Source organism: Streptomyces nymphaeiformis (assembly GCF_014203895.1).
GTDB lineage: Bacteria > Actinomycetota > Actinomycetes > Streptomycetales > Streptomycetaceae > Streptomyces > Streptomyces nymphaeiformis.
The window spans coordinates 546,012-569,714 of record NZ_JACHJY010000007.1 but is presented as its reverse complement, the minus strand read 5'-3'; the positions used below and the strand labels follow the sequence as shown (position 1 = coordinate 569,714).

The following is a 23,703-nucleotide window of genomic DNA, read 5'->3' as shown; positions in this document are numbered from 1 at the left end:
CGAACTCCGGGTCCTCGCGGTGGGCGTCGAAGAGCGCGTTCGAGCGATACGCCTCAGCGAGGACGGCGTCGGCCACCGGCTTGTCGAGCCAGCGGTAGTAGGGCTGTCTGGCGAGCCTGAGCACCCGGCACGTCACCGAGACGGGCACCCCGTCCCCGGCCAGCTCCTTCACGAGCGGGTAGATCCTTTTCCCGGCAGATGCGCCTGCGACAGATAGGCCGCAGCCCGGCGCAGGACCTCGTTCTCTTGCTCCAGCAGCTTGATCCGCCGACGTGCCTCCCGCAGCTCCGCGCTCTCCTGGCTGGAGGTTCCGGGCTTGGCCCCGTCATCGATGTCCGCCCGGCGCGTCCACTTCCACAACGTCATCGGGTGGACTCCGAAGTCGGTGGCCACCTGCTCGACCGTCACACCTGGGCCGCGGTTCCTCGCGACCCGCACGACGTCCTGGCGGAACTCTTCCGGATAAGGCTTCGGCACAGCGACATCCTTCCCACCTGCCCCACAGGGCAAGCCACTTCAGATGTCACCCGATCGTGCGGCAGACCCGACCGTGGATAACCGCCAGTAGCCGCTGGAGACTGAGGTGACCGGCTCACGGGCGCCCCGACCCGCCTCGCTACGAAGGGTTACATGATGTCCGCCTCTTCACTCTCCGCCATCGTGCTGCGCGCCGTTCAGATCTCCGAGCGCGGGGCCCGCCCCCGGCTGGCCGAGGGCGTCGAGGGCCGGCAGGTCGGTGACCGGGTCGCGGTGGGCTGGTACGGCGGCAGCTGCGGACAGTGCGACGCCTGCCGTGACGGCGACGTGGTGCTGTGCAGGCAATTGGCGGTGCCGGGTGCGGCCTATCCCGGTGGCTACGCCGACTCGATCATCGTCCCCGCCATGGCGCTCGCCTCGATCCCCGACGAGCTGACGGCCGTCGAGGCCGCCCTGCCGGCCTGCGCGGGCATCACCGTCTTCAACGCGCTGCGACGCTCGGCCGCCCGCCCGGTGACACCGTCGCGACCCTGGGCCTCGGTGGACTCGGCCACCTGGGGGTTCAATTCGCCCGGGCGATGGGATTCCGTACCGTCGCCATCGCCCGCGGTCAGGAGAAGGAGCCCCTCGCGCGCAAGCTCGGGGCAGACCACTACATCGACGGGACCGACGGCGACGTCGCCAAGCAGCTCCAGGCGCTCGGCGGTGCCAAGGTGGTCCTGGCCACCGTCACCGACGCCGGCACGATGTCCGCCACGATCGACGGCCTCGGCCGCCGCGGCGAACTCGTGATCGTCGGCGTCGCGGGCGAACCGCTCAAGGTCGGCGGACGGCAGCTGCTCAACGGCGACAGGAAGATCTACGCCCATTCCTCCGGCGCCGCTCTCGACACCCGGGACACCCTGCGCTTCGCCGCCCGAACGGGCGTACGCGCCTGGACCGAGGTGGTGCCGCTCGAAGACACGGCCACGGCCCTGGAGAAGATGACCAGCGGCAAGGCCCGCTTCCGCATGGTCCTCACCACCAGCCGCTGAGCCCCCGCCGGCCCGTACCCCCGGAGCGCCACCGATGACCGACCACACCGAACTCGGCCGCTTCCTGCGCGCCCGCCGCGAGGCCCTGCAGCCGACCGACGTCGGCCTGGTGCCCGGCGGGCGGCGCCGTACCCCAGGGCTCCGCCGTGAAGAGGTGGCCCTGCTCGCCAACATCTCCACCGACTACTACGAACGTCTGGAGCAGGCCCGCGGCGTCAATCCCTCCGAATCGCTGCTCGCCGCCCTCGCCCGCGCCCTGCGCCTGTCGACCGACGAGCGTGACCACCTGTACGCGGTCGCCGGCTATCAGCCGCCGCAGGGATCCGGTGGCGACACGTACGCCGACCCGGGCCTCATGCACATTCTCGACGCCCTTCACGACACTCCCGCACAGATCGTCGACGAGCTCGGCACGGTCGTTGTCCAGAATCCTCTGGCCATCGCCCTCCTCGGCCCCCTCGCGGGACTGCCCGGCCGTGAGGGCAACGGTGCCTGGATCTGGTTCACCAGACCGGAGGCCCGCCGCATCTATGAGGAGGAGCACGAGGCGATCGGCCGCACCATTGTTGCTGACCTGCGTGCTTCCGTCTTCCGGCACGGTCACCACCCCGTCGGCCAGGCATTGGTCGACGCGCTCCTCGAACAGAGCCGCGAGTTCGCCGAGGTGTGGGAGCTGGGCGAGGTGGCCACCGTCCGCTCCACCCGCAAGACGATCATCCACCCCCGGGCCGGCCGCCTCGACCTGCAGTGCGACGTGGTCCTCAGCCCCAACACCGGCAACCGTCTCTTCCTCTACCGGCCACAGCCCGGCACGGACGCGGCCGAACGCCTGGAGTTCCTGCGTGTCGTCGGCAGCCAGACCTTCGCCACCTGACCGCGGCCGACAGCGCACAAACGTCGACAGCCCCACCTCCGCACGCCCACGGAAGGCGACTCCCTCATGCCCCGGGACACTCCACTCACGCAGGAACCCGGTCATGGACCGGGCTCCGTGAAGGAACAGAGCCGCACCTACACCTGGCACGATCCCGTACCCGTCCTCAAGGCCTCAGAGGGTCTGTCGGGCCTGGAATTCCTGCGCTCCGTACGCCGTGAGGGGATCTCGGCACCGATGAACACGACGCTCGGGATCGCGCTGCTGTCCGTCGAGCCCGGCGAGGTGACCGTGGCCTTCCAGCCGCAGGAATGGCACTACAACATCGCCGGCATCGTCCACGGCGGCATGGTGTGCACGGTCGCGGACACGGCGATGGCCATGGCAGTCCTCTCCTGGCTTCCGGCAGGCTCGTTCCCCACCACCACCACCGACAACCAGACCCGCTTCTTCCGCCCCATCATCATCAGCACCGGCCTCGTCCGCTGCGTGGGAACCGTCCGGCATCTCGGCCGACGCACTGCCGCGGCACAGGCCGAACTCCACGACACACAAGGCCGGCTCGTGGCCCAGGCCACCACCACCTGCCTCATCCAGCCCGGCCCCTCGTGACCGCCCACGTCTCACCCCGACTTCGCAGGAGGCACACGTGCAGAACGCCCCGTCATTTTCCGACGGCACCAGTCCCAGCCCTGCCGATGCGACCACCGCAGTGATGAGAGGCATCGCCATACGGATGGCGCCGCCCTTCGGGAAGGCCTTCTTCAACAACCTCGTCTATACGCTCGGCTTCCTGCGCGTCGTCGGCGAGGTCGAAGGCGCGGCCGCCGTCGACCGGGCCGGCACCGGCAAGATCCATCGACGGGGGACAACCGGGCCGACGACACAGCCGACCAGTTCCAGCTCTGGATCCGGCACGGCGCCTCCAGCCCGGAGAGCACGGCCGCGATCGCTCGTGTCCAGCGCATGCACGACCACTTCTCCCGCACCTACGCGTTCTCCAACGAGACCTACGTGCACGGCATCGCCTTGTTCACGCTGCTCTTCGACGAGATCTTCGGACACGTCGGCATCGATGCCTTCTCCGAGGCCGAGAAGGACGCGCAGGTCCAGCACTGGCGCACCATCGCCGAGCAGATGCACGTGAAGGATGTGCCGACCACCTGGGCAGGCATGCAGCAAGCCCTACGAACCTACGAGACATCACCCGACTGGTACCGGCGGACACCTGCCGGCCAGCGATGCGCCGAATCCCTCGTGGGTCAGTTCAACCACCGCTGGCTCCCGCGTCCGCTACACCCCCTGGGTCGCGCCCTGCTGCTCTCTCTCCAACACGACCACGTCCTCGCCGCGATCGGCCAGCCCAAACCACCTGCCATCGTCGCCCGAACTGTCCGCGTCGGCATGCGCCTCGCCCTACGCCTGCAGCAGAGGACCGCCACCAGGGCGAACCAGTCCACGCACCGCCATTGAAAGACCGCCCGGAGACATCCCCCCGTGGACAAAGACGTCGAAGCACTGGTCCTTGGAGCAAGGTGCAGCAGACCTGAAGGCAGCATTTCAGCGTGGCCCTCGATCGGGCAACGCGGCAGGATGGGGAACCAGCAAAGCATCTGTGCCGGTTGAAAGGCTGCCTCGTGCCCCATCCGGAAGCGCTGGTCGGGAACGGGAAACCGGTGGAACGAACTGGGAGTTTCACTGCAGACGAGGCCCCACCCCAAGAGGGGGTGAGCCAGAGGCGCCTGACGGGCGAAAGCTCAGGTCAGGCGCCTCTTCTCGTGCCGCTAGAAGAAGCCGAGCTTCTTCGGCGAGTACGACACCAGCAGGTTCTTGGAGTGCTGGTGGTACACGAGCGGCATGCCGGTTGACCAGCGCGAACAGCTGTGTCGAGGTCGGAACCCCGCGACTTGGTCCGGGAACGGCCCGGATCTTCAGGGCGCCGGCTGGTGACCGTAGAAGACGGCCATTCCGTGGAAGGGCCGGGCTGGGCGGTGTCCGGGCCCTGGGCACCGGGGCCTCGAACCGGGCGGCCGCGCCGGACCGGGGCCACGGGCCGGGCACCCAGGGCGGCGAGCGAGCCAGAAGAATCGCTTGGAGCCGCAGGACCCGCCCGAAGGCGCCGCTGTCGAGGCCTTGGTGACGTCCACAGCCTGCCGGGACGGAAGGCCGCGTCGGTGCGGAACACGACTGCGGAGTCGCCGTACCCCTGTGTCTTCGGGGCGTGCTCCCCGTTGGACTTCTCGGCCTACCCCGGGGCCTGCTGGGCCCGTTGTCCTTCGAGTGGTCCGGTGCCCAGTGCCTGCTCGAGCGCCACGTGGCCGTGTACGCCGAACGCGATCCGGGCCTCGGGACGGAGCCGGGCGAGGGCGGCGCGCGACCCGACCGGGCCGGATCTGATCGCCGCGGCACAACTCGGTCTGTCACTGCGTACGCCGCATCGGCGCCTGCGTCTGCGCCCCGTCATGGACCTGGCCGGAGTCAGGACCCGGACGCAGCTCGCTCGGTGCCCGCGCCATGCGAAACGGCTGGGCAGAGAACGACGGGGTCCCATTCGTACTGCGACGGGCGGGCATCCCGGTGTCCTCCGCCGGACGGAGTATTTCGACGGCGTCGTCGAACGCTGTGCACACCATCGCCTGAGCGACTCGGTAGCTTCTTGATCAGGTGCCCGCGCACAAGGATGCCCATCGGCGCCTCTGTGAGGGGCTGTCGACGATGGCCCGAGACGAGGAGGCAGCATGTCCCGACCTGTCACTGTGGGGGTGGACGGCTCCGAAGGAAGTATGGCGGCGGTGGACTGGGCCGCCGACGAGGCGGCACTGCGCGGCGACGGCCTGCGACTGGTGTACGCCACACGGTGGGTGGAGCATCAGTTGGGGGCGATGAAGGTGTCGCACGAAGACCGTGCCGGTGCGGCGGAAGGCGTGCTGGCCGAGACCGAGCGGCGTGTCGGTTCCCGGCAGCCGGACCTTGCCATGACCGCTGACAAGGTCGAAGACGCCCCCGTCGGCGTGCTGCTTGCCGCCGCTGACGAGGCGGAGCTGCTCGTCGTGGGCTCTCATGGACTGGGCAGCGTCCGCGGGTTCATCGTCGGTTCGGTCGGGCAGGAGGTCGTCGCGGAAGCAAGGCGTCCAGTGGTTCTCGTCCGCCCCGGGTACGAGAAGGACGGCTCCGGCGCTTCCGAGGGGAACAGCCGCCGGAAGGTGGTCCTCGGGCTGGACGTGAACGAAGTCAAGGACGAGCTCATGCACTTCGCATTCGACTTCGCCGGGCGGCACCACATCCCGTTGGAGATCGTGCACACGTGGCACGAATCCTTCGTCCACCGCCCTGGCACAGCCGCGAAGGACGAGATGGCGTCGGTGCTCGCCGGCGTGGTTCGGCCGTTCCGGGAGAGGTTTCCGGACACGGAGGTGGCGGAGGTGACCGCACCGGGACGGGCGGCCGAGCATCTCATCGAGGCCGCGTCGGATGCGTGCCTGGTGGTCGTCGGTCGGCGCAGGGCAGCCAGGGGCGCTCATGTCGGATCCATCACCCACGCCGTCATTCACCACGCCTCGTGTCCTGTGGCCGTCGTGCCGCATAGCTGACAGTTAGGGGCACGGCACTCGGGGGAGCTGGTGCAACGTCCACGTTTCGCTCCGGCGATGCCGAGGCGCTCGAGCGTCTCGGAGGCTCGATTCCGTCGCATCCGGTGCCTTCTTCGTCAGCGGAATGCTCTTCTCCCGGCGCCGGGGTCGCCCAGTTCGGCTCGGGCGATCCGGTCGGGAGCGCCTCGATCCACTGCGCGGGCGGGCTGTTCTTCACCATCGGGGGCTGCACCTCGCTCTCGCAGTGCTGAACGCGCCTCGGCACTCCGAAGGGGGCGGCCCCCTGGCAACAGTCGGCAGGTGGTGGTGGGGGTACGAGCCGACGCGTTTGGACCGGCTCGGCGCGTTCATGCCGTTCGCCGGGACGCTCGCGTGCTGATCCGGACTCCCGGCGCGGTCGGCTGCGTGCTGTTCCTGGTTTCGGGCCACCTCGCGTCCGTCGAGATCTGCCATCGCTCCCGGCCCTGCATCAGCTCGCGCGGCCTCGGCCGGCGGGCGGTCGTCGCGCTCTGCCGGCGTGGCTGCCTCGTGTCCGGGGGAGGCCGTGACACCGATGAGGACGTGCCGGGACACGGCGAGCAGGACGGCGCCAGTGGTCGTAGAGAACGTGAACGCCGGGCAGGCGACCGCCCGGGCCCGCCGGGAGACGGGCACGGGCCGCAGGGTACGCGGGCGTCACGAAAGGTGCCCGCCGATGCCCTGGAGGTCGGCCTGCTGCGCGAGGGCGCGGCGTGCCGGGTCGGTGAACTCCCGCTCCACCGACTCCTGCAAGAGACGCATCTCCGCGTGTACCGGGGGATGCAGCTCCGGTGGAAGGGAGTCGAGCAGACCTTCGAGTACGGCGCGGAGTCTGCGGCAGATCTGGACGGACGAGCTTCCGTAGTCGCGGATCTCGCAGACGGCGAGCTGCAGATAGGTGTCCCAGGTGCGTCCCGGGAGCACGAGCCGGGCCTCCCCGTGAGAGTCGGCCAGCACGTGACGGCCGGGGAGCCGGGTCGTGCCGACCTTGTGCAGGAACCGTTCGACGTAGTTGACCACCTGCACGGCGGTCGTGGGGTCGTTCACCGCTGGGGACAGCGCCCGGATGGCGATGTCGACGAGGACGCGCAGGGCGAAGGCGGGGTCCTGTTCGATGGTGCGCTCGGCCCCCAGGGCGACGAGACCGAGCACCCGCGCCGGATCCGGTCGGGACCTGCCCCCGTGGACTTCGACGAGCACGGCGCCGGGCGGCACGGAGTCTCCGGGCAGCAGCGGCACGACGAAGACGCAGTCGTGGCGGGCCGCCTCGGCCAGGAGGCCGGGCACGTCGAACGCCTGAACGGCACCCCCGGCTTCGGTACGGACGCGCATCATCGGGCCGCCGGGTGGAAGAGGCCGGTCGCCGTGGGGCGTGGCGTCTCGGATCGCCTCGACGCCGTCGGCGAAGACGGTCTCGCCCAGGCGCGTGACGAGTTCGGCGATGGCCACCGGCCGCAGCCGGTGGGTGAACCGGTTGAGGTAGACGAGCAGGAGCACGAGGCTGACCGCCACCGCCGCGCCCGCCAGCGTGACCCCCAGGTCGGGGACCGATCCGGCTTCGACCCGGCGCAACAGCGAGAAGGAGAACGAGAACGTCCCCGTGAAGGTCGCCAGGACCGCTTTCTGCAGCCGGTCCCGGTACCAGAGGCGCATGTAGCGGGGGGAGAGGGTGCCCGTGGCCTGCTGCACCACGAGCACGCCGATGGTGACGACGAACCCGAGCAGCGCCACCATCGCGCCCACGATGGCGGTGAGCACCCCGCTCGCCGTCGTGGCGGAGTAGTGCCAGCCGCTGGGCCAGTCCGTGCCTTCGGTGGCGAGGGCGAGCTCGGCGAGCAGGCCGCCGAGGACGAGACCGATCATCGGCACGATCCACAGGCTCGCCTTGACGTACTGCCGCAACGCGAATCTGTCCGCCCAGGACGTCATGACACGCACGCCACGCCCCCTTCAGGGGGAGGAATCAGGTGCTCCTGAGGCACAGGAGAGGGTTCGCCCGACGCGACCGCCACCACCTCACGGTAGGGCGATTCCCGCACCGGCGCAGCGGCAGCACCGCCGCCACCCGGGCGACGCCCTCGTCAGGACGGCCCGCCGTCGGCGGCCTAAGCTGATCGGGTGCCGCCCCGGTCCGTCTCGACCGCGGCGTGACGGTGCCCCGAGTGCGGTCGGCCGGGGCTGAAAGGGGTCGACGATGGACGATTATCCCCTGATCGAGGACCATGGCCTGATCGGTGATCTGCAGACCGCGGCCCTCGTGACGACCGACGCGACGATCGACTGGTTCTGTTGTCCGCGGTTCGATTCGCCCAGCGTCTTCGGCGCTCTGCTCGACCGGCGCAAGGGCGGCCACTTCACCGTGCGGCCGGCTACGGGCACGTACACCACCAAGCAGCTCTACCATCCGGACACCGCCGTTCTGGTCACGCGCTTCATGACCGAGGACGGGGCGGGGGAGGTCGTCGACTTCATGCCGGTGACCGGACGTACCGCGACCGACCGGCACCGGATCGTCCGCATGCTGCGCTGTGTACGCGGCAGCATGACGTTCGAAGGAGAGATCGCCCCGCGCTTCGACTACGGTCGTAAGCCCCACAAGGCGCACCTCACCGAGCACGGGGCCCTGTTCACCTCGGAGGGCCTGGACCTCGCCGTCCACGTCGTCCGCGAGCCGCAGGACGAACGGCTGGTGAACACGCTCGTGGTCGACGACAACGACGTGCGCTTCTCCCTGACCCTGCGGGCGGGGCAGCAGCGCGGCCTGGTCATGGAATCGTCCCCCGACGGGCCTCCGCGGGAGGTCCGCCTGGAGGAGTTCGCGCGGCTCTTCGACGAGACGGTCGGCTTCTGGCGTTCGTGGCTGGGACAGTCCACCTACTCCGGCCGCTGGCGGGAGGCGGTGGAACGTTCCGCCGTGACGCTGAAGCTCATGACGTACGCGCCGACCGGCGCCCTGGTCGCCGCCCCCACGGCGGGACTCCCCGAGCAACTCGGCGGAGAGCGCAACTGGGACTACCGGTTCACCTGGATCCGCGACGCCTCGTTCTCGGTGTACGCCCTGCTGGGCCTGGGTTTCACGGAAGAGGCGTCCGCGTTCATCAACTGGCTGCACGACCGCGTGAAGCAGGAGGCCGGCCAGGGGAACGGCTCCGGGCCGCTGAACATCATGTACCGGGTCGACGGCTCCGCCGACCTCGTCGAGGAGACCCTGGACCACTGGGAGGGGTACCGCGGCTCCGCCCCGGTCCGCATCGGAAACGGGGCCGCGACCCAGCTCCAGCTGGACATCTACGGTGAGGCGCTCGACAGCATCTACTTCGCGCACGAGCACGGCATGCACCTCGACCACGGGGGCTGGAAGGCCCTGCACACCCTGCTCGACTGGCTGGTCGACCACTGGGACCAGCCCGGCGAAGGGCTCTGGGAGACACGCGGCGGCCGCAAGGACTTCACCTACGGTCGCGTGATGTCCTGGGTGGCCTTCGACCGTGCCCTGCGGATCGCGCACGACGACGGCCGTCCCGCGGCCGGCGGGCGCTGGGCGGACGCGCGGGACGAGATCTACGCACAGGTCTACGACCGGGGGTGGGACACGGGGAAGAAGGCCTTCGTCCAGCACTACGGCGACGACGTGCTCGACTCGGCGCTGCTGCGCATGCCGACGGTCGGCTTCATCACGCCGGACGACCCGATGTGGAAGTCCACCCTGGACGCGATGGAAAGTGAACTGGTCAGCGACAGCCTCGTCTACCGCTACAACCCCGAGGCGTCCCCCGACGGGCTGCGCGGCTCCGAGGGAACCTTCTCCCTGTGCACGTTCATGTACGTCGACGCCCTGGCACGGGCCGGACGTACCGACATGGCCAGGCTGGTGCTTGAGAAGATGCTCACGTACGCCAACCATCTGGGCCTGTACTCCGAGGAGATCGATCTGACGGGCCGTCAGCTGGGTAACTTCCCCCAGGCGTTCACGCACCTGGCGCTGATCGACGCGGCGATCACCCTGGACTCGATGCTCCGGGAGGGTCGGTAGGCGCGGACCCTAGGAGGACGAGAGCGTCCCCGTCCCGCGGGGCGCTCTCCCGTCTCTCCGTGACCGGATCCAGCTGGTGGTCTGCCCGCACCACGAAGAGTGTGTCGTGCTCGGGCGGCAGCGGGTCGGCGGCCGGCTGCACCACGAACCGGGCGCCCCGCCTGTAGCGCTCCGCGAGGACGTGGCGGACCAGGGAGCGGCCGAACAGGATGTCGCCGCCGGTGTACGGAGCGACCACGCCGTGGCTGTCGTGAGGCGGCCCCACCCGGTAGACGGGCCCCTCGACGTTGTCCTGCATCACGATCGAGGCGAGCGCGTTGAAGTCGTCTTCGTCGGTGGCCAGGAAGACCGCCGTCACACCCTCCAGACGAGCTCCGGGGTTGATCGCCGTGGACAGCAGATTGCCTTTGGCCAGGTCGAGGCCCGCCGCCTTGATCGCTTCACGTTCCTCGTCGAGTCCCGCCCACATCAGCACGTCGAGGCCGGCGGACCGCAGGGCCCTTCCCAGGTCGATCACCCACGGCTCGCCCCCCACCAGGAGAACGCGGCTGCCCGCCGCCTTGACGACGCCCAGCCGTCTGGCCGCCGGCGCCGCCGTCAGCGCGTACAGCAGAACGGTTCCCACGATCACGAGGAAGGTCACCGGAAGGATCTTCGTCGCTCCGGTCACCCCCCGTTCGACCAGGCCGGCGGAGAAGGCCGATGCCGTGGACGCCGCGACGATGCCGCGTGGGTCCATCCATCCGATGAAGGCGCGCTCCCCCCGTGAGAGATCCGTACGCGCCGCTGCGCCGAAGGCCACCAGGGGGCGGACCACCAGGACGAGGATCGCGATCAGGCCGAGCGCGGGAAGGAGCACCGGCACCACGGACGCCGGGGTGACCGTGGAGGAGATCGAGATGAACAGCAGTCCGATGATCAGCTGGACGAGCGTCTCGAAGAAGGGCCTGCGTGCTGGCATGTCGAAGCCGCGGATGTTGGCGACGGCCAGTCCCGCCACGATCGCGGCGATGAGCCCCGTGTCGTCGCGCACGATGTCGCATCCCGCCGACACGCCGATCACGATGGCGAGTTGCGCCAGCGTCCCCAAGGTCTCGCCGAGCCGGAGGGTGCGCAGGGTGAACCACAGCAGCCCGATGCCGACGATCCCACCGACCAGCCCGACCGCCAGGCTGAGGAAGAACTGGCCGATCTGGTATCCCCTGCCGATGTCGATCTGGCCCGACGCGGCCACCGCGTGGAAGGTCAGCGCGCCGAGGATGGCACCGATCGGGTCGGTCAGCGTCCCCTCCCAGATCAGGATGCGACGCACCTTGTCGCTCGGCCGCACGAAGTCGAGGATCGGCCCCACGACGGTGGGCCCCGAGACGACGAGGATCACACCCAGCATCGCGGCCACGCGCAGCTCCATGCCGAACATCGCCGGCGACACCGCAAAGACGACGAGGGAGGTGAGTAGCACGCCGTACACGAGCAGCCTGCCCACGATCCCCCGGTTGTGGCGGGCGAGCTTGCGCAGGTCGAGTCCCAGACCGGCGTCGTAGAGGATCACCGCGACCGACAGCGACACCAGGTCCGAGAAGGCAGGCCCCAACAGATTGTCCGGGTGGATGACGTCCGTCAGCGCGCCGGCGGCGAACCCGACGGGAAGCAGGACGATCAGGGCCGGGACGCGCAGTTTGTTCGCCAGGATCTGCGAGCCGGTGGCGAGCACCACCGTCAGGGCGAGGCCGAGAAGGATCTCGTTTTCGGTCACAGCGGCTTCCTCCGTCGGGGGCCGGGCGCGAGGGGGATGTCCGGACCGGACACGAGGGGGCGATCAGCTGTCGCGTACCGCTCCGTCACCGGGGTTGCCGCTTCCTCCGCTCAGCTCGGAGTCGGTGAGCTCCCCCAGCTCACCGTGGGTGTCCAGCCAGTAGAGGAGGACGACGGCCGGCATGACGACGACCAGGGCCACCAGGGTGACGATCGCCAGCCATGTCAGCGTGGAGGGCGCGCCCGCGGCGTCGGCCACGGTCAGCGAGGTGGGGAGCAGGTAGGGGCGCTGGGCCATGCCCCAGGCGATGACGGCGGACGCGACGACGCCGACCGCCGTGACGCGCACCCACGTTCCCGGCGTCCGCAGGAGCAGCCAGACGGTCGCGAGAGCGGCCGCTCCGGCCACGATGACGAAGAGCAGCCCCAGGCCGTGGGTGAGTCCGTGCCACACGTAGGGGGAGTCCTCATGGGTGACGAACCCGGTGACCACGGCCAGGACGGTGAGCACGGCGAGACTGCCCAGCGCCCGCCGCCTGAAGTAGCCGACCAGATCGGGCGCGTCGAACCTGCGGGCGTCCCCGGTGAGGAACACCGCACCGAGGAACGCCGTGGTCGCGATGGCGACCAGTCCGAACACGATCGACGTCGGGCTGGTCCAGACGTCTGCCGAGGCTTCGGTGCCGGGAGCCACGCGTTCCGACGCGGCTCCGCCGACGGCGGCACCGAGGAAGAACGGCGTGACGAGTGAGGCGCACGCGAACACGGCACCGTACAGGCGGCGGCCGGCGAGCCGCTGCGCGGGCTTGCGGAGCGCGAAACCGGCGCCCCGCAGCACCATGCCCACGGCGGCCAGGGCGAGCGGGAGCCACATCGCGGAGAACACGGTCTGGAACAGGACGGGGAAGCCGGTCCACATGATGACGAGAACGAAGATCAGCCAGACGTTGTTCACCTCCCACACGGGAGCCATGGCGTGGTCGATGAGCCACCGGGGACGCCGGCCGCGTTCCGTCCCTCCGGCCGTCAGGTCCCAGAAGCCGGCCCCGTAGTCCGTGCCGCCCGCGCAGGCGTACGCGGTCACGGCCAGGAGCAGCACCACGGCGATCAGGTCGGCGGTCACGGGCCCTCACCTCCGGATCGGCCGGCTCCGGGGTCGGCGGCGGGCACGTCACCCGCGGGAACCGAAGCCCGTGGTCCGTAAGGGATGTCGGCCTCGGGGGTGTGGGTGCCCGCTGCCGTGGCCTGCTGCTCGTCGGCGAGCCGCCAGCGCGTGCGCATCTTCAGCAGAACGACGAGGAACGAGCCGAAGAGGAACACGTACACCGCCGCCACCACCCCGAACATGATCCACAGACTGGTGGAACGGGTCGACGTGACGGCATCGGCGACCCGCATGTTCTCGTAGACGATCCAGGGCTGGCGTCCCACCTCGGTGGCGATCCAGCCGCACTCGACGGCCACGACGGAACCGACACCGGCACAGGCCGCGGAGCCGTAGAACCACTTCGAGGCGGGCAGACGCCGGTGCCGCAGCCAGACGAGCCCGTACCAGAGGGCGAGCAGCACCAGTACGGATCCGATGAGGACCATGATGTCGAAGGCCCAGTGCGCGATGGTCGCCTGAGTGGCCGTCGGTCGTTGATCGGCCGGGACCGAGGTCAGCCCCACCACCTCGGTGTTCGGGCTGAATCCGGCCAGGAAGGAGTCGAGCAGCGGGATCTTGATGCCACCCTTGACGGTCCCGTCCTCCTGCAGGCGCCCGAAGAGATACTCCGGCACCCGCGTGTCGGTCTTCCAGACGATCTCCAGCGCGGCGAACTTCACCGGCTGCTTGTGGAACACCGACCGGGCGATGGAATCGCCGAGGACGAACTGCACCGGTGCGGCGACGGCGGCGATCGTGAACGGCACGGCGAACCCGAGCCGGTGGTAGCGGTCCCGGCGGCCGCGCAGCCAGCCCGTGGCGTAGACGCCCGCCACCACGAAGCCCGCGGTGAGGATCATCCCCACGACGAAGTGCCAGTACTGCGGCCCGAACATCGGCGTGAAGATCGCCTTCCAGACGTTCACGTCGACCGGGTTGCCCCCGGAGTCGAGCGAGAAGCCCTGGGGCGTGTTCATCCAGGAATTGGCGGCCAGGATGCCGAACGCGCCGAGCAGCGCGGCGAACGGCAGGGGCAGCCCGAGGAGGAAGTGCGTCCGCGGCTTCAGCCTCCGCCATCCGTACAGGTAGATGGCGATGAGCACGGCCTCCAGGAAGAAGGCCCAGGCCTCGACGCCGAACCCGACGCCGAAGACGTCACCCCACCGCCCCATCATGCCGGGCCACAGCAGCCCGAACTCGAACGACAGCACCGTGCCGGTGACGATGCCGAGCGCGAACTGCACCGCCATGACGGCCGACCAGCGGCGTGCCAGGAGCAGGGCCGTGGCGTCCTTGCGGCGCAGCCCGCGGTAGTGCATGACCAGGGTGATGAGGGGAAAAGCCACGCCGAGGGGGACCAGGATGATGTGGGAGGCCAGAGTGAAGGCCATGAGTTCCCGGGCCGGCAGGAGTTGGGCCGGGGCGTCCGCCAGCAGGTGGAGCGAGGTGGGCATACGTGCCTTCGTCGTTCGGGTGGGTGAAGGTCCGAAGGAGGGTCATCCGCCGGTGGCGAAGCCGGGGAAGAGGGTCATGCCGCCGTCGACGTACAGGGTGGTTCCCACCACGTAGTCCATGAGATCGGACGCGAGGGCGACGACGGCGTGGGCGATGTCGTCGGGGTCCCCGACCCGGTCGTACGGGATGAGCCTCAGGAGGTCCTTCTGCGCTTCGGGCGTCTCCCAGGCCGCGCGGTTGATCGGCGTCTTGATCGCCCCCGGGGCGACCGCGTTCACGCGGATCTTCTCCGGCGCGAGCTCCTGGGCCAGGGTCTGCATCATCATCTGCACGCCGCCCTTGGACGACGCGTAGTTCACGTGACCCGCCCAGGGGATGATCTGGTGCACCGAGCTCATGCAGATGATCTTCCCGGCGGAGCGGGACACGTCGGGGACCACGCCCCGGCGCCGGAACTCCTTGGCCGCCTCCCGTGCGCACAGGAACTGACCGGTGAGATTGACGTCGATGACCTTCTGCCACTGGGCGAGGGTCATCTCCGTGACCGAGGCGTCACGTTGCAGTCCCGCGTTGGCCACGAGAATGTCGATGGTGCCGAACTCCCGGACCATCCGGTCCATCATGGCGACGACCTGGTCCTCCTGGGACACGTCCGCCTCGTACGCCGCCGAGCGCACCCCGAACGAGGCGATCTCCGCGGCCACCTCCTCCGCGGCCTCGCGACCCGCCACGTAGTTCACGACCACATCGGCGCCGGCTCGGCCCAGGCCGATCGCCGTGGCTTTGCCGATGCCCGAATTGGCGCCGGTGACCAGAGCCTTCTGGCCGTGCAGCAATCGCGCCGGGATCACACCCTGCGGCGCTCCCACCGTGGAATCCATGCCGTCCTGCCTCCTCGCTGCGCGGTTGCGCTGAGCCCGGCACCGGCTCGGGGCGGGGCATCGTCACGCAATCACCCGATGAGGTGGTCGGCATCTCCTCGGAATCGCCGTTAGGCCGTTGGGTTCAACATCTTCGTCCGGACGGACCACAGGTCGGTCGTCGTGCTCAACCCAGCCGGGCCAAGAGGTGGTCGCCGACCCGGAGGGCGTTGGCGATGGCCGTCAAGGACGGGTTGACCGCGCCGATGCTCGGGAAGAAGCTCGTGTCGACGACGTACAGGTTGTCGAGATCGTGGGCCTTGCAGTTCACGTCCAGCGCGGAGTCGGCGGGGTCGGTGCCGAAGCGTACGGTGCCCGCCTGGTGCGCGGTCGCTCCGATCGGCATGCCCTTGTGCAGGTAGATGCTGTGGGACAGCAGACGGTGCTCGTGCATGCCCAGGTGGCCGAGCATTCCCTGCAGTTTGTGTCGCAGGCGCTTCAGGCCCTCGATGTTGTTCTTCTCGTCGAGAGCGAGCCGGATGCGGGCGTCACCGTCGAGGGTGACGCGGTTGTCGGGCATCGGCAGGTCCTCACCGCACAGCCAGAAGTCGACGGCGTGGTGTGCCAGTACCTCGAACGGCATGTCGGGTGTCACCGCACCGGCCCACCGGGGCGCCTCGCCGTGGATCTGTTCGGCGTCCGACTTGCCGAGCATCTGGATGCCGCCCAGCGGGAAGTCCCAGTCGTCCGCGCCGAGGTACCAGTCGTGCAGGGCCAGGGTCTTCTGGAACTGGGTGTCGTTGGGTTCCTTCGACACCGCCATCAGGGCCAGGTTGTTGTGCCGCATGTAGAACCGGCCGACCACGTCGGAGCTGTTCGCGAGGCCACGGGGATGGTGCTCGTTCGCCGAGGCCAGCAGCAGCGCGGCGGAGTTGACCGCCCCGCAGGAGACGACCACGACGTCCGCCGTGTACCGCACCTCGGAGCCGTCGGGGAGCCGGCCGACGACCGCGCTGACACTGCGCCCACGGCCGTCGGTCTCCAGACGCACCACCTGCGTGTGCGTCACCATCTCGACGTTGGGGTGTTCCAGAGCGGGCTCGACACAGATCACCTGGGCGTCGGACTTGCCGCGTACCAGACACGGAAAGCCGTCGACCCGGTTGCACCGGATGCAGACGCTGGAGTGGGTGGGCCGCCCCCCGTCCTCCTGGCTCAGATTGACGCCGATCGGCAGGTGGAACGGGTGCAGACCACGCTTCTCGAGGTCGTCGCTCAACTGCTGGATCCGCGGCTCGTGTTCCACGGGCGGATGGGCGTACTGAGCGCTGACGGGACCCTCGCCGGGGTCCTCGCCGTGCCGTCCGTGGACGAGGTACAAGTGCTCGGCCTGGGTGTAGTACGGCTCGAGGTCCTCGTACCGGATCGGCCAGGCGGGCGAGAGACCACCGTGATGACGGAGCTCACCGAAGTCCTCGGGCCGCAGTCGGAAGAGGGCGGCCCCGTAGAACTTCGTGTTTCCGCCGACGTAGTAGTTGACCTCGGGCGGGAACTCGGTGCCGTGCTTGTCGAGCCAGAACTCCGGAGCCCGGTACTTGCCCTTGACGAACACGGCCGTCGAGTCCCAGTTGTCCCGCTCACGCGGCAGGTAGCCGCCCCGTTCGACGAGGAGGACACGTTTGCCCGAAGGGGCGAGGCGATGGGCGAGAGTCCCTCCGCCGGCACCGGTGCCGATGATGATGACGTCGTAGTGAGGGGCGTCGCCCACGGCGACCACCGTCCTTGGGATCAGGGCCCTGACCTGCTGTCAGGCGCCTGGCGCCCCGCTGGGCGAGGGTCCAGCGGTCCCACCTCCCTCGAAAGTATCCGCCTTGCCTGTGGACGGCGACCGGAGCGGCGTCCCCGGCGCCGCGGCCCCGTCACAGCACCGCGATCGGGTTCACCGGCGAACCCGTGGCTCCGGACAGCCGAAGGGGGGCCACCGCACACAGAAAACTCCAGCGGCCGGCCCGGGCGCAGGCCGGGGCGAGGTCCTCGAACTGCAGGTAGTCCATGAGGTGGATGCCCAGGGCGTGGATGGCCAGGACGTGTACGGGGAAGGCGATGTCCTCGACCGCGCTGGGCGCGGTGTCGTTGTTGCCGTCTCCGCCCAGGGCCGCGACCTCGCGCTCGGCCAGGAACTCCACGGCGGTCGGGTGAAGGCCGGCCCGCGCCGTGGCCGCGTCCCACGGCCCGAGTTCGGTGCGCCGGAGGCGATGTCCCGTCCGGACGAACAACAGGTCCCCCGGTCCGACGCGAACCCCTTGCGCGGCCTCGGCGGCCCTCAGGTCGCCGGAGGTCACCCGGTCGCCCGGTTCCAGCCAGGGCACCCCACGCAGCCGCGGGATGTCCAGCAGTACACCCCGGCCGACGATGCCGTTCGCGAGCAGGTCCACGGAGAGGGAACGGGCGCCCTCGGCCGTCACGGTGCTTGCGGGCACTCCGCCGTAGAGCTCCCCGTCGAACACCACATGACAGAGGGCGTCGAGATGGCTGTCCGCGTCCCCGTGCACGTTCATGGCGAAGCGGTCGGTGGCGAAGTGCAGCCCGCCCGAACCGAGATCGCTCGGGCTCGGGCCGGTCATCCGGTGCACCGCCGGCTCGGGATCGTCGGGGCCCTGCACGGTGTCGATCGGAGCTGCCAGCGACACCGTGCGTCCGATGCGGACTTCGGCGGCGGCCGCCGCCACCCGCTCAGGAGTCAGATGGCGGAGTGCCCCGCACCGGCCGTCCACCGTCGACGGCGCCGCCCGCCTTCGCAGGCGCTCGTAGAGCTCCCGGAAGTCGTGCGCGGACATACCGCTCGCCGTCGCCGGCTCCACGGACGGTGTCACGCGTACCCCCATGGGCTCAGACCCCACCGGAGCACGTGTGTCGCGCCCGGTGGGAGGACGGTGAGGTCCGTACCGCTGCGAAAGGCGTCCGGCGGGCAGGACATGGCCTCCACGGCGACGCCCCGCCGCCGTTCGGATTCGGCCAGGGTGTCACCCGTGTACACCTGCACGTAGCGGGTTCCCTCGCCGAGCCAGAGATCGACGCCGTGCCGTCCGGAGGGGTGTGCGAGGCGTACGATCGCCCGCCCGTCAGGGAGGCGGTCGAGCCCGGTGAAGGCGGTGTCCAGCCTGAGATCGCCGATGGGGCGGGCGGTGCGGAAGTCGTACGGGGTGCCGTCGACGGGCTCCCGGCCGACGGGCAGGCCCCTGTCGTCGGTCCGCAGCAGGTACCGGGCGGGAACGGTCAGCACCGTGCTGTCGACCAGATCGGTGCCGGTCGTCAGATACGGATGCTGCCCCACTCCGTAAGGCGCGGGCTCCGTACCGGCGTTGGTGGCGTGGACGGCGGTGCTGAGCCCGTCCGGGCCCAGCCGGTACTCGACACGGACATCGAGGAGGAACGGATATCCCGGCTGGGGGCAGAGCGTCGTGCCGAGCACCACCGAGTCATCGGTGTGGGCGAGCGGCTTCCACAGGGCCCAGCGAAGCAGTCCGTGGATCGCGTTGCCCTTCTCGACTTCGCTCAGGGGGAGTTGCAGACTCCTGCCGTCGAAGCGGTAGCGACCGTCGCCCACGCGGTTCGGCCAGGGGACGAGCAGTTGCCCCCGCCCGCCCGTGATGGCGGACCCCGTGGAGAAGCCGTCAAGCAGCGGTCGGCCGCCCACGACGTAGTCGCGCAGGGCGCCGCCCAGCTGGACCACGACCGCGCTCTGGTCTCCCCGGGCCAACCGCCACGAGGCGCCTGTGGGGCTGGGGGACGCGGCCGGGCCGTCGCGTACCGTCGGCACACCGGCCGCCCGGTCGGACACGGTGGAGGTCTCCCCGGGCATCAGGGACAGCACCGCCGCGACGGCGGCCTCCGGAGACTGGTCGATCTCCACCACCAACGGGTGCTCGTCGGGCTCCGGCTCCTGGAGAACCGCGAGCTGGCTGTCCAGCAGGTCGGCAGGGAAGAAATGACCGTCCCGCGCGGCCAGCCGGGACTGCAGCAGTTCGCGCGAGCCGTGCAGGTACACCAGAAGAACCTCTCGGCGCCCTGCCAGCAGCTTGTCCCGGTATTCCCGCTTGAGCGCCGAGCAGGTGACGACGGCCTGCCGACCGGCCGCGATCGCCCGGCCCATCCACGCGCTGATCGCATCCAGCCACGGCCCCCGGTCGCTGTCCGTGAGGGGATGACCGGCGGCCATCCTGGCGCGGTTGGCCTCGGAGTGGAACTCGTCCGCGTCCCGGTACGCCCAGCCAAGGCGGTCGGCGAGCAGACGCCCCACGGCCGACTTGCCCGACCCGGCGACGCCGACGACGAGCACCAGCGTCGGCTGTGTTTCCTTCGCTGCTTCGAGTGCCACGGCGGCCCGTCCCGGACGTCAGTCCCGCACCGGACGGGGAACCACGCACAGCGGCCCCCTGCCGTGCGTCTCCCTTCCCGGACCGGGCGCGTTCGTGTGGGTCGTCATGCCGGGCTCCTCCCGCGTCTGCCGCCGAGGAGGTCTCCGTCCGGCGGGCCGGATACCTCCAATCTGACCCCCGTCGTCCCCCCACGCATGTCGGCGAGACAAGAAGGCCGGTGTCGCGGTGCGGCGTCTTTCCGCCCGAATCGCGCGGTTCGCGGCTGACAAACCCTTGCCATGGCGAGGACTTGCCGTCATGAGGCCTTCACGACGGCGTTCACCGGTCGATAGACCCATGGCATGTCCTCCTCCTTTCATTCTTCCGCCTTCCGGCGCAGGCGTTGGCAGCTGATCACGGCAGCCACCGTGGTGCCCCTGCTGGCATCGGGGCTCGCCGTTGCGCAGGCACCGGCCCAAGCCGCTCCGAGCAGGCCGACCGTCCCCACCAAGCCCACGGCGACCCACAAGGTCACCCTGGTCACCGGCGACGTCGTCACGGTCACCACGACCGCCGACGGCAAGCAGATCGCCGACGTCGACAGGCCGGACGACGCCTTCGGCGGTGTGAAGCTGCAGGAGATCAAGGGCGACCTGTTCGTCATCCCGGACGAAGCGGGGCCGCTGCTGGGAACGGGCGGGCTCGACCGGCGGCTGTTCAACGTCACCGACCTGATCGAGATGGGATACGACGACGCGAAGTCGGCCGCCGTACCGCTGATCGCGACGTACACCCAGCCGAAGTCCCGCGCGGCCGTCGAGCCGACGGCACCCCGGGGCAGCAAGCTGACCCGCAAGCTCAAGGGCATCGGAGGCGCCGCGCTCAGCACCGATAAGCGGCAGGTCCGCACCTTCTGGAACACCGTCGCGCCGCAGGGCAGCGCGAAGCTGAGCGCGGGCGTGGCGAAGCTGTGGCTCGACGGCCGTGTGAAGGCCGACCTGAAGGAGAGCGTGCCGCTGATCGGCGCGCCCGAAGCGTGGGCAGCCGGTTACACCGGCAAGGGCGTGAAGGTCGCGGTGCTCGACACCGGCATCGACGTCAACCACCCCGACTTCGCCGGCCTGATCGACGGCACGACCAGCTTCGTGCCGGGTGAGGCCGTCACCGACGTCAACGGGCACGGCACGCATGTGGCCGGCACGATCGTCGGTTCGGGCGCTGCCTCCGGGGGTGAGAACAAGGGCGTCGCGCCCGGCGCCGACCTCTACGTCGGCAAGGTGCTCGGCGGCCCGGAGGGTTCCGGCCAGGACTCCTGGGTCATGGCCGGCATGGAGTGGGCCGCCGAGTCGGGCGCTGACGTCGTCAACATGAGCCTCGGCGACTCCTACCCCACGGACGGCAGCGACCCGATGTCGCAGTTGGTCGACGCGCTCTCCGCGCAGTACGGCACGCTGTTCGTCATAGCCGCCGGCAACGCGGGCCCGGAGAGCATCTCCGCCCCGGGCGCGGCCGCCGCGGCGCTGACCGTGGCGGCCACGGACAAGCAGGACCGGCTCGCGTCCTTCTCCAGCACGGGCCCGCTGGCCTACTCGGGTGGTATGAAGCCGGACATCGCGGCGCCGGGCGTGGACATCACCGCGGCCCGCTCGCAGGAGATGACCGACGGTGGCGAGGGCCTCTACCGCACCCTCAGCGGCACCTCGATGGCCACGCCGCACGTGGTCGGCGCGGCGGCGATCCTGGCCCAGCAGCACCCGGACTGGACCGGCGCGCAGCTCAAGGAACACCTGATGAGCACCGCGAAGGGCCTCGGCGACGCGTACTCGCCGTACGAGGTCGGCACCGGCCGTCTCGACGTGGCCGCCGCCGTGCGCACCACGGTCCGTGGCACCGGCTCGCTCTTCTTCGGCAACTACACGTGGCCGCACGAGCCGAGTGACGTCGCCGTCACGAAGGATCTGACCTTCACCAACTCCGGTTCCGCCGACGTCACGCTGAACCTGGCGCTGACCGGCGCCGGCGGCCCGTTCACCCTGGGCGCCACCACGGTGACCGTCCCGGCGGGCGGCACCGCCTCCGTCCCGGTGACCGGCGACCCGCGCAACGCCCCGGCCGGACGGAACGCCGGCTATGTGATCGCCACCGATGCGACCACCGGGCAGCCGGTGACCCGCACCTCCGTGGCGCTCCTGAAGGAGGAGGAGCGCTACGACCTGAACATCAAGCTGGTCGGCCGGGACGGCAAGCCCGCCGCCGGCTGGGTCTCGGTCAACCTGGCGGGCGACGGCTGGCCGTGGTCGGTCTACGTCGACGGCTCCACCACCATGCGCATGGCACCCGGCCTGTACACCGTCGCCGCCTACCTCGACGTGGCCGGCGAGCAGGCGGACCGCTCGGGTCTGGCCGTCCTCGTCGACCCGGAGACCGTGTTGAAGGACGCCTCCGCGAACGTGGTCCTCGACGCGAGCAAGGCACACCTGCTGCAGACCGAGGCGCCGCAGCGGACCCAGGACCGCCAGCGCAAGGTCGACTACAACGTCCACTACACCGGCTTCGACCCGTGGATGGACTACCGCGGCGCGTATGTGCTGCCGCCGACGTACGACGACATCTACGTCGCGCCGACGGAGACGATGACGCAGGGCGAGTTCACGCTGATCACCCGCTGGCGCAAGGGCGAGCCACAGCTCGGCCTCAGCACGGTGGACGGCCGGCTTCACTTCGAGGCGCTGGTCCAGCGCGGCAGCGCCCTGGGCACCACCTCGGACAGGCTGACCGCGGTCTACGCGGGCAACGGCGCGGCGGCCGACTACGAGAAGCTCAACGCCAAGGGCAAGGTCGCCGTCGTCGAGCGCAGTGACGAGGTCTCGCCGGAGGAGCGCGTCGCCGCCGCGGTCGCGGCCGGGGCGAAGGCCCTGATCGTGGTCAACGACGGTGTGGGTGGCCTGATGGAGATCGCCGGCGAGTCCGGCATCCCGGTCGCCACCGTGCATCGCGAAGCGGGCCGGACCCTCGTGGCGATGGCGAAGACAGGCAACCTCAAGCTGACCGTCAAGCAGACCGAGTACACGCCGTTCGTCTACGACCTGACCCGGGACTACCCCGGCCAGGTGCCCGACCGGGCCCTGGTCTACAAGCCGACCAAGGACGACCTCGCCCGGATCGACGCCCGCTACTACGCGGCCGCAGGAGGCCGTCTGGCCGAGGGCTACCGGTCCGACTTCACCCTCAGCCCGTCGTTCAACTTCCCCGAGGCCGAGTGGCACCCGGGAACCCGTACCGAATGGGTGACCCCGGGTCAGGTCTGGAGGGAGTTCCACACGCAGGGTGTCGACGGAGCCCTGCCGTGGTCGATGGTGTCGGGTGACAACACGTACGCCAAGGGCAGCACCACCCGTCTGGACTGGTTCGCTCCGGCGACCCGCCCCGCTCAGAGCGAGTCCTTCGGTGTCTACAACTCCCGCTGGCAGAACTACATGACCTGGAACGTGCAGGCATGGGCCTCCGCCAGCGACTCCATGCGTCTCGGCGGCTACCTGTCGTGGGGTGAGACGCCGACCCGCCTGCAGGTCTTCCAAGGCGACACGCTGATCCACGACAACCCGAACAGCACGGACATGCAGTGGGTGGAGGTACCGGCGGGCGACCTTCCCTACCGCGCCGTCCTCGACGCGGAGCGGCCCGCCGACCTCTTCCGGCTCTCGACGCGCACCCACACCGAGTGGACCTTCAGGTCCGACACCGTCGACGCGGACTTCTTCGAGCCGTTCCCGGTGCTGAACCTGGACTACAAACTGGAGACGGACCTGCACGGAGACGTCGAGGCCCGTGCGGTCCAGCGGATCGCGCTCAAGCCGGTGTCCATGGGCCTGGGCACCGTACCGGGCACCGTCACCACGGTGACGCTGGACGTGTCCTACGACGATGGCGCCACCTGGCAGAAGGTGACCCTGGCCAAGGGCACGGACGGCTGCTGGACGGGTGCGTTCACCACGGCGAAGAAGCCCGGCGGCTTCGTCTCGATCCGCGCGAGCGCCGAGACCGACGGCGGCTACAGCGTCAAGAACGAGATCATCCGGGCGTACGGCCTGCGATGAGCCGC

At 70.0% G+C, this 23,703-nt stretch carries 18 protein-coding genes and 1 pseudogene; 8 read left to right on the top strand and 11 right to left on the bottom strand.

Going from position 1 to position 23,703, the window contains the following annotated elements:
• Positions 1–168 precede the first annotated feature (168 nt).
• Entirely contained in the window at positions 169–477 is a 309-nt protein-coding gene (locus GGE06_RS42045) for a transposase (protein WP_221518490.1), read from the bottom strand.
• 153 nt (positions 478–630) lie between these two features.
• On the opposite strand from GGE06_RS42045, the pseudogene GGE06_RS42785 reads away from it, so the two are divergent.
• Positions 631–846: pseudogene (locus GGE06_RS42785) on the top strand (alcohol dehydrogenase catalytic domain-containing protein); the annotation flags it as partial.
• An 8-nt stretch (positions 847–854) separates the two neighbouring features.
• On the opposite strand, the gene GGE06_RS42780 reads toward GGE06_RS42785, so the two are convergent.
• Positions 855–1,031, bottom strand: coding sequence for a hypothetical protein (locus GGE06_RS42780; RefSeq protein WP_246532781.1), 177 nt, complete (start codon positions 1,029–1,031; stop codon positions 855–857).
• Between the two features lie 24 nt (positions 1,032–1,055).
• On the opposite strand from GGE06_RS42780, the gene GGE06_RS42775 reads away from it, so the two are divergent.
• The 3 genes from GGE06_RS42775 to GGE06_RS26015 all read left to right on the top strand — a co-directional run bounded on the left by GGE06_RS42775 (position 1,056) and on the right by GGE06_RS26015 (position 2,997).
• On the top strand, positions 1,056–1,511 hold the full coding sequence (locus GGE06_RS42775) for a zinc-binding dehydrogenase (RefSeq protein WP_246532745.1): 456 nt from the start codon (positions 1,056–1,058) through the stop codon (positions 1,509–1,511).
• 34 nt (positions 1,512–1,545) lie between these two features.
• Positions 1,546–2,385 (top strand): helix-turn-helix transcriptional regulator, encoded by an 840-nt coding sequence (locus tag GGE06_RS26020; RefSeq protein ID WP_184931930.1) that lies wholly within the window; start codon positions 1,546–1,548, stop codon positions 2,383–2,385.
• A 117-nt stretch (positions 2,386–2,502) separates the two neighbouring features.
• Positions 2,503–2,997 carry a PaaI family thioesterase gene (locus tag GGE06_RS26015; protein ID WP_184931929.1) on the top strand — a complete coding sequence of 165 codons (495 nt, stop codon included), beginning with the start codon at positions 2,503–2,505 and terminating at the stop codon, positions 2,995–2,997.
• A gap of 52 nt (positions 2,998–3,049) precedes the next feature.
• Here the strand turns inward: GGE06_RS26015 and GGE06_RS26010 are convergent, their stop codons facing one another.
• On the bottom strand, positions 3,050–3,244 hold the full coding sequence (locus tag GGE06_RS26010) for a hypothetical protein (RefSeq protein ID WP_184931928.1): 195 nt from the start codon (positions 3,242–3,244) through the stop codon (positions 3,050–3,052).
• Between the two features lie 107 nt (positions 3,245–3,351).
• Here GGE06_RS26010 and GGE06_RS26005 point away from each other — a divergent pair, with 107 nt between their 5' ends.
• Together GGE06_RS26005 and GGE06_RS26000 are read left to right on the top strand one after the other, a co-directional pair.
• On the top strand, positions 3,352–3,858 hold the full coding sequence (locus GGE06_RS26005) for an oxygenase MpaB family protein (RefSeq protein WP_184931927.1): 507 nt from the start codon (positions 3,352–3,354) through the stop codon (positions 3,856–3,858).
• A gap of 1,265 nt (positions 3,859–5,123) precedes the next feature.
• Positions 5,124–5,975 carry a universal stress protein gene (locus tag GGE06_RS26000; protein WP_184931926.1) on the top strand — a complete coding sequence of 284 codons (852 nt, stop codon included), beginning with the start codon at positions 5,124–5,126 and terminating at the stop codon, positions 5,973–5,975.
• Positions 5,976–6,650: 675 nt separating this feature from the next.
• On the opposite strand, the gene GGE06_RS25995 is transcribed toward GGE06_RS26000, so the two are convergent.
• Positions 6,651–7,922 (bottom strand): DUF2254 domain-containing protein, encoded by a 1,272-nt coding sequence (locus tag GGE06_RS25995; RefSeq protein WP_116165742.1) that lies wholly within the window; start codon positions 7,920–7,922, stop codon positions 6,651–6,653.
• Between the two features lie 265 nt (positions 7,923–8,187).
• On the opposite strand from GGE06_RS25995, the gene GGE06_RS25990 reads away from it, so the two are divergent.
• On the top strand, positions 8,188–10,026 hold the full coding sequence (locus tag GGE06_RS25990) for a glycoside hydrolase family 15 protein (RefSeq protein ID WP_116163878.1): 1,839 nt from the start codon (positions 8,188–8,190) through the stop codon (positions 10,024–10,026).
• Here the strand turns inward: GGE06_RS25990 and GGE06_RS25985 are convergent.
• From GGE06_RS25985 to GGE06_RS25955, 7 genes are all read right to left on the bottom strand, one after another.
• Positions 9,992–11,782: a cation:proton antiporter gene (locus GGE06_RS25985; RefSeq protein ID WP_184931925.1), complete on the bottom strand. Its 1,791-nt coding sequence runs from the start codon at positions 11,780–11,782 to the stop codon at positions 9,992–9,994. The two genes, GGE06_RS25990 and GGE06_RS25985, sit on opposite strands and share 35 nt — an antisense overlap.
• Before the next feature lie 63 nt (positions 11,783–11,845).
• Complete coding sequence (locus GGE06_RS25980; RefSeq protein WP_184931924.1) at positions 11,846–12,904, bottom strand: cytochrome d ubiquinol oxidase subunit II; 1,059 nt, start codon at positions 12,902–12,904, stop codon at positions 11,846–11,848.
• Positions 12,901–14,382: a cytochrome ubiquinol oxidase subunit I gene (locus tag GGE06_RS25975; protein ID WP_184931923.1), complete on the bottom strand. Its 1,482-nt coding sequence runs from the start codon at positions 14,380–14,382 to the stop codon at positions 12,901–12,903. Before GGE06_RS25975 ends, GGE06_RS25980 begins: the two co-directional genes overlap by 4 nt.
• Positions 14,383–14,424: 42 nt before the next feature.
• Positions 14,425–15,264, bottom strand: coding sequence for an SDR family oxidoreductase (locus tag GGE06_RS25970; protein WP_116163886.1), 840 nt, complete (start codon positions 15,262–15,264; stop codon positions 14,425–14,427).
• 166 nt (positions 15,265–15,430) lie between these two features.
• Entirely contained in the window at positions 15,431–17,011 is a 1,581-nt protein-coding gene (locus tag GGE06_RS25965) for a GMC oxidoreductase (protein ID WP_116165743.1), read from the bottom strand.
• 151 nt (positions 17,012–17,162) lie between these two features.
• On the bottom strand, positions 17,163–18,080 hold the full coding sequence (locus GGE06_RS25960; RefSeq protein ID WP_184931970.1) for a cyclase family protein: 918 nt from the start codon (positions 18,078–18,080) through the stop codon (positions 17,163–17,165).
• Positions 18,081–18,112: 32 nt separating this feature from the next.
• Entirely contained in the window at positions 18,113–19,621 is a 1,509-nt protein-coding gene (locus tag GGE06_RS25955; protein WP_184931922.1) for a gluconokinase, GntK/IdnK-type, read from the bottom strand.
• Between the two features lie 342 nt (positions 19,622–19,963).
• Between GGE06_RS25955 and GGE06_RS25950 the strand changes: the two genes are divergently transcribed.
• Positions 19,964–23,698, top strand: a complete 3,735-nt coding sequence (locus GGE06_RS25950) for a S8 family peptidase (protein ID WP_184931921.1) — start codon at positions 19,964–19,966, stop codon at positions 23,696–23,698.
• The last annotated feature ends 5 nt before the right edge of the window (positions 23,699–23,703 follow it).